The sequence below is a fragment of the Pseudoalteromonas sp. BZB3 genome, from assembly GCF_040104455.1.
Lineage (GTDB): Bacteria > Pseudomonadota > Gammaproteobacteria > Enterobacterales > Alteromonadaceae > Pseudoalteromonas.
Window position 1 is genome coordinate 170,513 of the sequence record NZ_JBECOS010000013.1, and the last position, 14,588, is coordinate 185,100.

General features: G+C 34.2%; 9 protein-coding genes. 5 read left to right on the plus strand and 4 right to left on the minus strand.

What is annotated here, in order from left to right; all coding sequences use genetic code 11:
* Positions 1 to 130 precede the first annotated feature (130 nt).
* Complete coding sequence (gene asd / locus ABMY35_RS15460) at positions 131 to 1,240, plus strand: aspartate-semialdehyde dehydrogenase (protein ID WP_349287036.1); 1,110 nt, start codon at positions 131 to 133, stop codon at positions 1,238 to 1,240.
* Here asd and ABMY35_RS15465 read toward each other — a convergent pair.
* The gene (locus ABMY35_RS15465) at positions 1,237 to 1,743 is read right to left on the minus strand and encodes a DUF4240 domain-containing protein (RefSeq protein WP_349287037.1); all 507 of its coding nucleotides are present in this window, start codon (positions 1,741 to 1,743) and stop codon (positions 1,237 to 1,239) included. The two genes, asd and ABMY35_RS15465, sit on opposite strands and share 4 nt — an antisense overlap.
* Positions 1,744 to 1,934: 191 nt before the next feature.
* On the opposite strand from ABMY35_RS15465, the gene ABMY35_RS15470 reads away from it, so the two are divergent.
* Positions 1,935 to 3,146, plus strand: a complete 1,212-nt coding sequence (locus ABMY35_RS15470) for a tyrosine-type recombinase/integrase (protein ID WP_349287038.1) — start codon at positions 1,935 to 1,937, stop codon at positions 3,144 to 3,146.
* Between the two features lie 64 nt (positions 3,147 to 3,210).
* Here the strand turns inward: ABMY35_RS15470 and ABMY35_RS15475 are convergent, their stop codons facing one another.
* Positions 3,211 to 6,246 carry an FAD-binding and (Fe-S)-binding domain-containing protein gene (locus tag ABMY35_RS15475; RefSeq protein ID WP_349287039.1) on the minus strand — a complete coding sequence of 1,012 codons (3,036 nt, stop codon included), beginning with the start codon at positions 6,244 to 6,246 and terminating at the stop codon, positions 3,211 to 3,213.
* A 135-nt stretch (positions 6,247 to 6,381) separates the two neighbouring features.
* Between ABMY35_RS15475 and ABMY35_RS15480 the strand changes: the two genes are divergently transcribed.
* Positions 6,382 to 6,585 carry a PGPGW domain-containing protein gene (locus tag ABMY35_RS15480; RefSeq protein WP_138479361.1) on the plus strand — a complete coding sequence of 68 codons (204 nt, stop codon included), beginning with the start codon at positions 6,382 to 6,384 and terminating at the stop codon, positions 6,583 to 6,585.
* 29 nt (positions 6,586 to 6,614) lie between these two features.
* Here the strand turns inward: ABMY35_RS15480 and ppsA are convergent, their stop codons facing one another.
* Entirely contained in the window at positions 6,615 to 8,993 is a 2,379-nt protein-coding gene (gene ppsA / locus ABMY35_RS15485; RefSeq protein ID WP_349287040.1) for a phosphoenolpyruvate synthase, read from the minus strand.
* Positions 8,994 to 9,132: 139 nt separating this feature from the next.
* Between ppsA and ABMY35_RS15490 the strand changes: the two genes are divergently transcribed.
* Positions 9,133 to 9,942: a pyruvate, water dikinase regulatory protein gene (locus ABMY35_RS15490; protein ID WP_349287041.1), complete on the plus strand. Its 810-nt coding sequence runs from the start codon at positions 9,133 to 9,135 to the stop codon at positions 9,940 to 9,942.
* A 105-nt stretch (positions 9,943 to 10,047) separates the two neighbouring features.
* Here the strand turns inward: ABMY35_RS15490 and ABMY35_RS15495 are convergent, their stop codons facing one another.
* Positions 10,048 to 11,397 (minus strand): 3-deoxy-7-phosphoheptulonate synthase class II, encoded by a 1,350-nt coding sequence (locus ABMY35_RS15495; protein ID WP_349287042.1) that lies wholly within the window; start codon positions 11,395 to 11,397, stop codon positions 10,048 to 10,050.
* Between the two features lie 2,317 nt (positions 11,398 to 13,714).
* Here ABMY35_RS15495 and ABMY35_RS15500 point away from each other — a divergent pair.
* Positions 13,715 to 14,584, plus strand: coding sequence for a DNA replication terminus site-binding protein (locus ABMY35_RS15500; RefSeq protein ID WP_349287043.1), 870 nt, complete (start codon positions 13,715 to 13,717; stop codon positions 14,582 to 14,584).
* The last annotated feature ends 4 nt before the right edge of the window (positions 14,585 to 14,588 follow it).

Consider the following 14,588-nt stretch of genomic DNA (forward strand, 5'->3'; position numbering starts at 1 on the left):
TTAAAACTAAAATAGATGAAAGTTTTTAAATTTAACAAGATAAAGCTAGTGCTATTTGTTGATTTTTGCTAGTTTTAGACGTCTAGACTCACGCAATGATTCTAAATAATTTGATACAAGGTAAAAGACTATGAATAAAGTAGGACTCGTTGGTTGGCGTGGTATGGTTGGCTCCGTTTTAATGGAGCGTATGCAGCAAGAAAATGATTTTGATAAGATTGAAGCGCATTTTTTTACAACTTCTCAAACTGGTCAATTAGGACCTAACATTGCTGGCACGCCTAAACCGTTGCTTGATGCAAATGACGTGACTGCTTTGTCCCAAATGGACATTATTATTTCTTGCCAAGGTGGTGATTATACAAAATCTGTCTATCCACATTTAAGAGAGTCAGGCTGGAGTGGATATTGGATTGATGCAGCTTCTGCACTTAGAATGGAAAGCGACAGTATCATTGTTTTAGATCCAGTGAATAACGATGTTATTAAGCAAGGATTAGAGCAGGGCGTTAAAACTTTTGTAGGCGGTAATTGTACCGTATCGTTAATGTTATTAGCTCTAGGCGGTCTATTCGAACGTGATTTAGTTGAGTGGGTTTCTCCAATGACTTACCAGGCTGCATCTGGTGCTGGCGCGCGTAATATGCGAGAGCTGATCACACAAATGGGTGAGATTAATTCAGAAGTTAAATCTCTATTAGATGATCCAAGTTCAGCAATACTCGAGATTGATAAACTAGTAGCTGAGAAAATTAAATCTGATTCGTTACCTAAAGACCAATTCGGTGTGCCGCTAGCTGGCAGTTTAATTCCATGGATTGATGTGCCAATGGAATCTGGCCAGTCAAAAGAAGAGTGGAAAGCGCAAGTAGAAGCAAACAAAATTTTAGGCTCTAGTCGTTCACCAATTCCAATTGATGGATTATGCGTTAGAATTGGCGCAATGCGTTGTCATTCCCAAGCAATGACCATTAAGTTAAGAGAAGACTTAAGCGTCGATGAGATTGAAAGCATTCTTGCTAATCATAATGAATGGGTACGTGTTATTCCAAATGATAGAGATATCACAGCAGAAGAATTAACACCTGTAAAAGTAACAGGCACATTGGATATACCAGTTGGTCGTATTAGAAAATTAACGATGGGACCGAAATATATTAGTGCATTTACTGTAGGTGATCAGCTACTTTGGGGAGCAGCTGAACCATTAAGAAGAATGTTAAGAATTATTATAGATTAATTCTTTTTCCAAAATTTATTAAATAAGTTTGGAAAATTTTCTTTAAGGGACTTAGGTTTATTTTTAAATCTTTTTCCCTTAGGTTGAAATTTAACTACTTGATGATAAGGTAGTTCTTTACCAGTTAGTTCTTCAAATAATAAACCTGGCACTAGATCAAGTTCGTCAATATAAGGGTAAGGTAAACTATCTTTAATTGGGAAATTATAATCGAACAGCTCGTCTGGTTTACTAGTTAGTTTTATATTAAATTCTTTTCCTTGTAATAAACACCAATTACAAAAATCTAAAAAATCATACTCTGTATTACAGCCACATATAATAAATGCAACCGCCCAATTATCCCAATGCCAAAGACTTTTAAGCTTTTCTGTATAAATTACATCAAAATCTTTGATATCATTGCTTGTTAATTTTGCTAATATCGATTTAAGTGTTTCATTTGGATCTTCTGGAGATTGACTTACTTTTTCTAAAATTTCCCAAAAGGTTTGTTCATTCATTTTGATAGGCCAGCTAATAAGTGAGGGCAAATTCTAGCATTTTTTTACTCTTTAGTTAATATCGCATAATTTACGTTATGTTAAATTGCAGTGTTTATATATTTATGAGCACTTTGGTTTAAAAACTTTAGTTTACATAGCCTCTCTAAATCTCTAAACTATGTCCAATACTAACCAATATCGGACTTAATATGATTTTCCCGTTAGTTGATACTGTAAAGCAATTAAGATATATGATTGCCCATGTTGAAGATGCTACCCTTAGAACCGAATATCCTGAATTAGAATCTCAACTGACAGCATTGAACTCTAAACATGACTTTATAATTTCAGATTATGAATTTTTGTTAAAGTTTCTATATGTTTACGGAAGAAAATCTGAAGCAACATTTAATCGTTTTCGAAATGAAATCGAACGATTCTATTTATGGTCTTGGCATTTTACAAAATCATCAGTTTTCAATTTAAAGCGTGAAGACATAGAAGCTTACGTTGATTTCATGGTAAAGCCTGAAAAAGCTTGGTCGACAAATTCTGTACAATGGCGGTTTAAAGATAAAGACGGCATAAAATGCATTAATGATAAATGGCGTCCCTTTATAGAAAAAGAAAATGGTGTTAGTCAACAAACGCTTGCAGCTATGTTTACTGCGTTAAATGTATTTTATAAATTTGCACAATTAGAAGAAAAATCAGCTTTTAACTATGTGCCTGTAGTTAAAAAAAATTCTCCATATTTAGTTGTGCAATCTCAAATCAATATGCCGGATACTCTAAGTGACCTTCAATGGGAATATGTCTTCGGTGTGACAAAAGATAAATGCGTAAAAGAGCCTAAATTCGAAAGGAATTTATTCACCTTAGCTTGTTTAAAAGGGTTATATCTTAGAATTTCTGAATTATCAGATAGACCACAATGGTCACCAGTTATGAGTCATTTTTGGCAAGATTCTGATAATTACTGGTTTTTGCGTGTTATGGGTAAAGGTAACAAATTGAGAGATGTTACTTTAAGCGAAGAATTTTTGGAATATTTGAAAAGGTATCGTATTCATAGAGGTTTTGAACCTTTACCTCGCGCAGATGATCCATCCCCTATCCTTCATAAATTACGTGGACAAGGTGGTATGAATGTCAGACAGATCAGAAGAATTGTTCAAGAAAGTTTTGATCTTGCAATCGAAAAATTAGAAAAAGATGGTTTCGAAGATGAATCAGAACAACTTAAAGCAGCTACATCTCATTGGCTTCGTCATACAGGTGCCACGCATGATGCAAAGCATCGACCACTGAAACACCTTTCCGAAGATCTTGGGCATTCAAAAATTGCGACGACAGACCAGATTTACATACAAACTAATGTGTCAGATCGTGCAAAGTCTGGCTCTAAGAGAACTTTATAATAGCGTATTGTGATTATGTTAAATTGAATGTGGTTGAATTATTTCAACCACATTACTCATATATTTAAAGTTTAGAAGCAATAAATTCAATTGGATGAAGTGGCTTCTTACCTTCAAATCTTTTAACTTGAGAACGACAAGAAAAGCCAGTCGACAAAATAGTATTCAATTGTTCATTTTTTATCTTCTTTTTCCAAGAAGATTCATACAATAACTTAGACTTTTCATAATTTTGCTTTTCATGTCCATATGTACCAGCCATACCACAGCAACCAGTTGTGGGGGTATTTAAGTCTAAACCTATCTGAGAAAAAATATTTTTCCAAGTTTTTGATGCTGACGGCATAGCTGTTGTTTCAGTACAGTGTGACAATAAGGTAAAGCTATTTTCACTGTTTATTTTTAGCCCGCTAAAATCAAATGATTCAAACAATTCATGTGCAAGTTTAACTTCGAAGCGACCTCTATCTTCAGAGCTTAAAATTGTTTTATATTCATCTCTATATACCATAACTAAAGACGCATCTAAACCAATCATAGGAATGTTTAATTCAGCTACTTGATTCAGAAACTGGCTTGAATTTTTTGCAGTCGTTTTAAATTCTTTAAGAAAACCTTTAACGTGTTGAGGTTTGCCATTTGGAACAAATGGCAGAACAAAAACGTTTTTTCCTAATGCTTCGATAAGTTTAATCGTTGCTGCAACAAGTTCTGCTTCATAGAAACTAGTAAATGGATCTTGTACGATTAAAACTGAATTGTTTTTTTCAGATTCAGAAAGTAAATTTACTGTTTCGAAATCAAATTTGTTTTTTGTTTTTATGCGTTCAGATATAGTAGGTACACTTAAGTTAGGTGTATCTACGTAGCCAATTATATTATTAATGAATTGTTTCCCAGGAAAATTATTTACAATAAAATTATTCAACCTAGGAAACTTTGACATAATTGGTGCTGTTGCTTCGACATTTCCTACGAGTAAATCTTTAGCAGGACGTAAATAAATACTGTGATAGAAATTTAAGAATCGAGCTCTAAATGTAGGAACATCCACTTTGATTGGGCAGGCTGAAGAACATGCTTTACAAGCCAAGCATTCATCCATCGCTTCTTTGACTTCGTGGTTAAAGTCGTAATTATTAGAGCCAGAGTTTCGGTACCTTTCCCACCAGGTAGTATCACTTTCTTTATTAATTAATTGCTTTTCAACTTCTAGAAGATTAACGCCCTGCTCTTCTTGAAGTCTTAACCATTCTCTAAATAATGATGCCCGCCCTTTTGGCGAATGACGTCTATCTTTGGTAACTTTATAAGATGGACACATTGGTGTGTCATCATCATAATTAAAACAAAGTCCATTACCATTACAATTCATCGCATTTTCAAAACTGTCTTTAACAGTTACATTTATTTTGCGATCAAACCAACTTCTTTTTTGTCCATCAACTGAAACAAGTGAGTCTTTACTTTCTATTGGCGTACAAATTTTTCCAGGGTTTAGTCTATTATTTTTATCGAACACTGCTTTTATTTTTCTAAGTTCGTTAAAAAGTTCTTCACCAAAAAATTCAGGACCATATTCACTGCGATAGCCCTTACCATGCTCGCCCCACATCAAACCATTATATTTAGCTGTAAGTGATACGACTTGATCAGAAATTTTTCTAAGTAACTTTTCTTGCTCAGGATCGCACATATCGAGTGCTGGTCTAACATGTAATACACCTGCATCAACATGACCGAACATACCATAATGTAGATTATGGCTATCAAGCAATGTTCTAAATTCTGAAATAAAGTCTGCTAAATTTTCAGGAGGAACGGCCGTATCTTCCGCGAAAGCGAGAGGTTTTTGTTTTCCCTTTGTATTACCAAGTAACCCGACTGCCTTTTTACGCATCGCATAAATTTTTAGAATTTCAGATTTATCGTTTGTTAGTTGATAACCGATAACACCTGCTTGTTTATTTTCGATAAGGGAGTCAAGCTTGTTACAAAGGTTATTAATTTTGTCATCCATTTCATTTTCTGTTTCTCCATTGAATTCAACCATGTTTAAACCCAACATTTCTTTGTCAGGGACATCTTGAATAAGATCCGAAACTGAATGCCAGATAATATCTTCTTTTGCTAGATTAAGAACTTTACTATCTACGGTTTCTACGGACGTTGCTTCTGCATCAACTAAAAATGGTGAATTACGAAGTGCAGAATCAAAACTATCATATTTTATATTTATTAAAGTTTTAAATGGTGCAATAGGTGTAATATTAAGTTTTGCTTCTGCAACTATCGCTAGTGAGCCCTCACTTCCTGTTATAACTCTAGATAAATCGAATGTAGATAATTCTTTATTAAAAACATTTTCTAAATCATAACCAGTTAAAAAGCGATTGAGTCTTGGGAATTTTTTTAGAATTAATTCTCTGTTACCTTCACATGAAGTAAGTACTTGCTTATATACAGATGATGTAGTTGTTTGTTGCTCTGCTAATAACTCAGCTTGTTCTTTAGTAATTTTACTTGTATTTAATTCGGTGCCATCAACAAGATATGATTTTAACCCTAAAACATGGTCACTGGTTTTTCCATATACTAACGAACCTTGTCCAGAAGCATCGGTATTTATCATACCGCCGATTGTTGCTCTATTACTCGTTGATAAATCTGGAGCGAAGAAATATCCATAAGGTCTTAAAAAATCATTTAACTGATCTTTAATTACACCCGCTTGAACTTTGACCCATTTTTCTTCTTCATTTATTTCTATAATTTCACGCATATGTCGTGATAAATCTAGAATGATGCCGGGTGTAAGTGATTGCCCATTAGTGCCTGTGCCTCCACCTCTTGGACCAAAAGTTAAAGACAAAAATGGATCTTGGTTGGCTGTTTGAAGTGCAATTTGAATATCTTTATTTGATTTAGGAAAAACTACAGCTTGAGGTACTTCTTGATAAATACTGTTATCAGTTGAATTAACAATACGTGTTGCGTAACTGGTATCAAGATCACCAGTAAAGCCTGAACTTTTAAGCTTATCTATATAGCTATTGATTAATTCATTTGCGTTATCTTGTTGAGAAATTTGAGCAATCATGACGGTTTTTACTTATTACTTATGACTCTATTGTATCACGGTAGAATGTTAAGAAAATTGAGTTTTATATTCTTTGTTACAGTTAGAAACAGAAAATTATATTTAACTTGCTATTATTTAATACAGGAGGCTGCTATGAAGAAATTTTTTACTTTGAGTTTAGGTTGTCTATTTGTAATATTAGCAATTATCTTTTTTGTTGTGCCTGGTCCTTCAATCATATTTGGTTTGGCTGCTCTAATGTGTTTTTCTTTTTATTACCCTAAAGCTAGAATCTATTTGAAGAAATTACAGCGAATTTTTAGAAATGTTTGTTACAGATTAGACAAAGTAAAATGAAAAAAAGCCGGCGATTGCCGGCTTTTCAATTAGTTTACTTTAAGTTTATCTGCTAAATACAACCAAGTTTCTAACACTGTATCAGGATTCAAAGATACAGAATCAATACCTTGTTCAACAAGCCAAGCAGCAAAATCTTCATGATCTGAAGGGCCTTGGCCACAGATACCAACATATTTGCCTTTGGCTTTAGCAGTTTGAATAGCCATAGATAAAAGTTTCTTAATTGCAGGATTTCTTTCATCGAATAGGTGTGCGATTAAACCAGAATCACGGTCAAGACCTAATGTTAACTGAGTTAAATCGTTAGAACCAATAGAGAAACCGTCGAAGTATTCTAGGAACTCTTCTGCAAGTAATGCATTTGATGGTAATTCACACATCATGATTACTTTTAAGCCATTTTCACCACGTTTTAAGCCATGCTCTTCAAGTAACTGTATTACTTGTGCTGCTTCTTCTAAAGTTCGAACAAATGGGATCATGATTTCAACATTCGTTAAATCCATGCCATTTCTAACGCGCTTAATTGCTTCACATTCTAGTGCAAAACATTCGCGGAAATCTTCAGAAATATAACGAGATGCGCCGCGGAAACCAATCATTGGGTTTTCTTCTTCTGGCTCATATTGTTGGCCGCCAACTAAGTTCGCATATTCGTTCGACTTAAAGTCTGACATACGAACAATAACGCGTTCTGGCGCAAATGCAGAGCCTAAAGTTGCAATACCTTCAACTAATTTTTCTATATAGAATTCAACTGGTGAAGCATAACCTGCAATCATTTCTTTGATTTCCGTTTGTAAATCAGCAGGTTGAGTATCAAAGTTGATTAAAGCTTTAGGGTGTATACCAATCATACGGTTGATAATAAACTCTAAACGCGCAAGACCAATACCAGCATGTGGTAATTTAGCGAAGTCAAACGCACGATCTGGATTACCAACATTCATCATGATTTTCATTGGTAAACTAGGCATAGAATCAATTTCTGAAGTAATTACTTCATAATCAAGTTTGCCTTCGTAGATATAGCCTGTATCACCTTCAGCACAAGAAACAGTTACTTCTTGATTATTAGTGATTAAGTCTGTTGCGTTACCACAACCAACAACAGCTGGAATACCAAGTTCACGAGCAATGATTGCTGCGTGACATGTACGGCCGCCACGGTTTGTAACGATCGCAGCTGCACGCTTCATGATTGGTTCCCAATCAGGGTCTGTCATATCAGTGACTAATACATCACCAACTTGTACTTTATCCATCTCGTCAATTGAATTAAGAACTCGTACAACACCAGAACCAATTTTATGACCGATTGCACGACCTTCTGCAATAACATTAGATTGTGCTTTAAGTTGGAATCGCTCCATCACGTTTGCGTCTTCATTAGAGCGAACTGTTTCAGGACGTGCTTGAACGATATAAAGTTTACCGTCATTACCATCTTTAGCCCATTCGATATCCATCGGACGGCCATAATGCTTTTCAATGATTACAGCTTGCTTTGCTAGTTCTTGTACTTCTTCATCTGTGATTGAAAAACAATTTGATAGTTCAGGTTCCATATCTACAATTTCAACTTGTTTACCGTGTGATTGATCACTTGAGTAAACCATTTGAATTGCTTTAGAACCAAGGTTTCTTCTAACTACAGAAGGTTTACCTTTGGCTAAAGTTGGTTTGTGAACATAAAACTCATCTGGATTAACAGCGCCCTGTACAACCATTTCGCCAAGACCATAACTTGACGTTACAAAAACAACATCCTCAAAACCTGATTCAGTATCGATACTGAACATTACACCTGAAGATGCTTTGTCTGAACGAACCATTCGTTGTATACCAGCCGATAGCGCAACGCCACGGTGGTCATAACCTTGGTGCACACGATAAGAAATTGCACGATCATTGAATAACGATGCAAATACGTGTTTGATTGCAACCATTACAGCGTCAATACCACGAACATTTAAGAATGTTTCTTGTTGACCCGCAAACGAAGCGTCAGGCATATCTTCTGCAGTTGCAGATGAACGAACTGCGAAAGAAACATCTGCAGATGCATCACCATGGAGCGTGTTATATGCGTCGCGAATAGCTTTATCTAGTTCTGGTTGGAAAGGTGTATCGATGATCCATTGACGAATATCAGCACCCACTTTAGCTAGGGTGTTAACGTCATCAACGTCTAATGTGTCTAGGATTTTGTGAATTTTTTCGTTTAAGCCTGATTGCTCTAAAAATTCATTGAAGGCTTCGGCGGTTGTAGCGAATCCGCCTGGTACTTGTACACCAGCGTTTGCTAGGTTTGAAATCATTTCCCCAAGTGACGCATTTTTGCCACCTACTCGAGGTACATCTTGCATACCTAACTCTTGATACCAGAGAACGTAGTCTTGCACGGAACTGTCTCCATAAACAAATTGTAATAAATGTGAGAGATTGTTTGACCATTAGTATAGTCGAGTGCATTCTACACTGGCAAAGCTAGTCGCGTAAACCGCGATAAGGAAAATAAACAAATTTCATTAGGCTTATTTTATGAGAACTGCTTTTTATATTTCTGATGGTACAGCTATCACATCTGAAGTTTTTGGTCATGCGACCCTTTCACTTTTTCCTGTTGAATTTCAACACAAAACCCTACCTTTCGTTGAAACAGTCGATAGAGCGCATGAAATTAAAGAGCTTATAAACAATACTGTTAGTGCAGATGGAGATAAGCCATTAGTATTTTTCACTTTTGTGAATCCAGAATTGTCCGATATTATTTCTTCGAGTAATGCTGTTTGTTATGACTTTTTAACATTAGCCAGCCATGTTCTTAAAAAAGAGCTAAAAACAGAACCTGTCCCTCGTATTCATAGAACGCACTCAATACACGAATCAAGTTATGACTTTAGGATTGACGCTGTTAACTATGCTTTAGCAAATGATGATGGCGCAAATATAAAGAACTACGAAGAAGCAGATATCATTTTGGTTGGTGTGAGTCGTAGTGGTAAAACACCGACTAGTCTATATCTTGCTTTACAGTATGGTATTAAAGCTGCCAATTATCCGATGACAGAAGACGATCTTGAAAAAGGTAACTACCCCAAATGCTTATTACCTTATAAAAATAAACTTTTTGGTTTAACAATCGACCCCGAGAGACTTTCTTTAATCAGACAGGAACGTATGGCTAATTCAAAGTATGCGTCAATTCGTCAGTGTCGGATTGAAGTGAGAGAAGTAGAAATGTTATTTAAGAAGCATAAAACACCTTACTTAAATTCGACGAAACACTCAGTAGAAGAGATTTCTGCAAAAATTATTTCTGAAGCTGGTTTAGTAAGGCGCAAATACTAGGTTTTATATCTGTACTTAGGAAATTTAAGGACTATTCTAAAATAAACCCCACAACTTTGTGTGGGGTTTATAAGTTAAATAAGCTTTATTCAATCAATAATTCAACTACTTTCTAGCATCTTTCAACAAATCAGCGACTAAAAAGCCAAGTTCTAATACCTGGTCAGCATTAAGTCTTGGGTCACATTGCGTTCTGTATCTTTGTGCTAAATCTTCATCAGATAAACCATAAGCACCACCAGTACATTCGGTAACGTGTTGGCCTGTCATCTCTAAATGAACTCCGCCTGCATATGAACCTTCTGATTTATGTACAGCAAAGAATTGACTAATTTCACGTAAGATATTGTTAAAGCTTCGTGTTTTATAACCAGTTGTCGCTTTTTCAGTATTACCGTGCATTGGATCAGAAGACCATATTACCTTACGACCTTCCTCTTGTACTTTTCTAACAAGTGCTGGAAGCTTTTCAGGCAGGATATCAGCTCCCATTCTTGTTATAAGTGTTAATCTACCTGGGATATTTTCTGGGTTTAAGGCATCTATTAATTCAATTAGTTCATCAGGCTTCATACCTGGACCAACTTTTACACCGATCGGGTTTTTAATTCCTCTGAAGAACTCGATATGTGCATGGTCTAGTTGTCTAGTTCGTTCACCAATCCATACAAAGTGTGATGAACAGTCATACCAATCACCAGTTAAATGATCTCTCCGTGTTAGGGCTTCTTCATAACCTAACAGTAATGCTTCGTGTGATGTATAAAGTGAAGTTTCTTTTAAACTAGGAGCTACAGATGAGTCAATTCCACATACTTCCATAAACTGAAGTGCGTCTTGAATTCTATCTGCTAATTGCTGGAACTTTTCTTTTAACGGGTTTGCTGCAACGAAACTCATGTTCCAACGATTCACTTGATGTAAATCAGCTAAACCACCTTGCGCAAATGCTCTTAATAAATTTAACGTTGCTGCACTGTGGTGATAAGCAGTCATTAATCTGTTTGGATCAGGTATACGAGCTGATTCTGTAAATTCAAAGCTATTCACAATATCACCACGGTACGATGGTAATGAAACACCATCAATGGTTTCATAATCGGAAGATCTTGGTTTGGCATACTGTCCAGCCATTCTTGCAATTTTAACTACAGGGCATTTTCCGCCATAAGTTAATACTACTGCCATTTGAAGTAATGTTTTAAACGTATCCCTAATATTCGCTGCACTAAAATCAGAGAATGATTCAGCACAATCCCCCCCTTGAAGTAAGAAAGCCTTTCCTTCACACACGTCAGCTAAACTTTTGTATAAACTTCTTGTTTCTTCTGCGAATACTAAGGGAGGTGCAGAGTTTAGTTGTTTTTCGACTTGTTTTAATTGTGCCTGATCCGGATATTCAGGCTGCTGGACGATTGGAAAATCTCTCCAGCTATTTGGATTCCAGTTGTTCATTCCTCATTCCTATATTTAATCTGAACTCCAACAACTTACAACATTGCTATATTGAACTCAACAGCTAATTCACCAAACTAGAACACAACATACAACATAGCTAGGCATCCGTAAACGTTGGATTACAACAAGTAATTGAGGTTACACACCTTGTAAAGTACACATCATAAGATAAGCAAGATGAATTTTTAGAACACATCATACATATTTTTTATGTTTGAAATTGTGCAAATATTGATAGAGTAATCAAAAAAGAAAGCTTGCTTCTATACAATTCTGCTAAATCATTGTTTAAGTTAAAAAAGAGTATATTGATAATTAAACATATCAATTTGTAATTTATATTTTTCAGTGATATGTAAATCAAAATTGAGAGCATTTATTAGACTTTTGGTGTTTCTGAAAAGTTACTTCATTAAGTATTGGATTGTTTCATTAATCCTGGTTCTATTTCTTATATGAAGTTATTGTTAGCTTATTTAGGCTCCTAAATTTTTCTAATATGACCAAATTTTCATAGCATTAATTATATTTAGCAATAAAATTTAAGTAGTTAATACAATGAATTCTCAACTAATTTTTGAGTTGAAAGTATCATTGGAAAGCCGTTTCTGTCATTCCCTTTCCATAAATGAGTTAGATTAGTTTTAAAAATACTGCAATTTCGTGTTTAGATTAAAAGTACTTTAATGTTGTTCAACTAAAAACCGAACGTTCAAAAATATTAATGCAACAATTAGTCTAAAGTGATAATTCTCTAGCAAATTAGCTGAATATGCTCTTATTACTTATGCGGCAGGACTAAGTTTTTTTAACAAATAAAATGTTCTTTTAATGTTGTTGTGTTTGATTCACTAATTCCATTGTTATAGTCCCAACAAGGTCTCGCTATTATTAGACAGGATAATCTTACGATAAATATCGTGTTCAATGAGATTTAATCTATTTAAAATTAAATTTATACCCGTGTAATTATATTCTTATGTTTAGTAAAGAGCATTGAATGTAAACGTTGATACCAACTTAATAATCAATAGGTCGATTCGATAACCAATGCATTTTATTTCACCTCATTGAAAACTACATCAATAAAGAGCAAGTTGATCTCTTTACTGTCATTGTAAATTTCTGGTTTTAAATAACATTAAACTACTTTTTAGATAATCTTATTTTCTCTTATCTAAATTAGCTTTGATGATAAATTCATATTTTTTTAGTCGGAGTAAGTGGTTCGTTAGATATCAATTGGTGACAAGTGATAATTTTTAAGCTTCACAAATTCTATTAAAAGCTGTACCAATTTGGTAGAAGCTAGTTCTGCATAAAAGCTTACAAAATCACTTTTAAAAAATATAAATGAACGGATGGTAGCTTTGAGTTTTAAGCGAAGCTTGGTTCTTATATCTATGTTTAATTTTTCTATTAAGAACTGATATTGCTACCTTGCTATCAAGGTTTTGCCTTTTATCTATTGTATTGAGTCACTACTTTAGTATCTATAAGACTAACTTTCTCCTTTAAAAGTTTAATTTCTGAAATATTGAATTAAGGTCAGCATAATTTTTTGCTCTCTTTGAAGCAGAGTTAATACTTATTTGTCTATTTGTTGCGACATTAATTTATAAGTTAATTTAACATAACCTTAAGCGTGTGATTTCTTAAGGTAAACAACATTAGACAATCGTAAGTCTAATGTGCTATGGAAGGAACACATCATACTTTACGTTTTAAAAATAGTATTCTCATGAACTTATTTTCATTCAAGGTAATAAAGTTACTTTCATTGGTTGATTCCTAGATACTACTACACATGATTTACTTAAAAAATATGCTGTCTTAAAGATGGTAAACGTTTTGCCAGGAGATACTTACTATCGAATATAGCTCCGTCTTTAAGTTGTATTTTACAAACACTATTAATGAATCATCGACACAATTAACTTATCTAAGTTTGATTAACGTGTTTTTATTTTTCAATATTCAGCTGGATACTTAAACTTCAAAATCTTTATATTTCTCATTCAAATTATAGTTTCGTATTACCTATATACTTTATGGTTTTTTGAGAGAATTTAACTAACTGAACTACTAACCTTCTATTAAACAATAAATATTTTTAATTCTTTTTGGATTTATTGTTGTTGAAAAATATTTCCATCCCGTTTAAGAGTTTTAATTCAGGTAGTTTTCGGCTTTGACTATAGCGATACAGCTACCTTCTCTCACAAAAACTCAAAACAAGAATAAATTTTATAAGGAATTATTTTATGTTATAATAAAAGAACACATCATACTAAAATTATAAATAAAAATTTCAATGAATATCAATTTTCTTATCAAAGCACAGTTTGATTTGATGCAAAATCATTTAGAGCTCTTCTCTAAAGAACTTGAAGCAGCCACTATTATTTCAGCTAATTATTATTCTCTTCCAGCTTATGATAAAGAGCAAGAACATACTGCTCCAGATAAGATTATTGTAAATGAATTAACGGGTGATGAGGCTTTAAAAAAGATTATATTTTCATTTAATGATTTATTTTTAGAATCAGGTAAAAGTGGCAAAGTTTTAGCTAGGCACCCAGGCATTGTGTTAGTAGAAGATAAATTTAAACATTTGCAAAATAGAATAAATTCAATCAACATCGAAAAGTCAAAGTTTAAAGAGTTAATTCTTAGTATTCCGAATAATGATGCTCGTTTTGAAGCAGTTCACTCTGCTGTTCCAAACTTAATTACTTTAGCTGCATACCGGAAAATTCACAGCGAATCAGAGTCACCTTTTTCAGTCCGATTCTCTTGGATGAAAAAGCATGCAACGAAAACTTTGACTAAAGATGCAGCTTTAGAAATGCTCGATCGTTCTTCTAAGTATTCTAACCCACGAGCAATAGATCAAGATTCATGGTTAAAGGCTGTCGAAACTGAAAAACTTCGAGTCCAAAGTTTGCAGTCAGATTCAAAATTAAGAATAAGAAGACCAACTAGAGTAACCCCAGAAGTAAATATTCGTTTTACTGCGACCAATAGGTACCATGTAAGTGGTGCACTACCTTTTATTATGTTAAATCCTAGCAAGAAATTAAAGGTCGGTAGTCTTCCTAACTATGATGCAAGTGTGAGTGACCCAAGAAAGCGGGAGTATAACTTTCTAGTCGATAGAATTTATCTAGAAAAAAGAGAGTAAATTC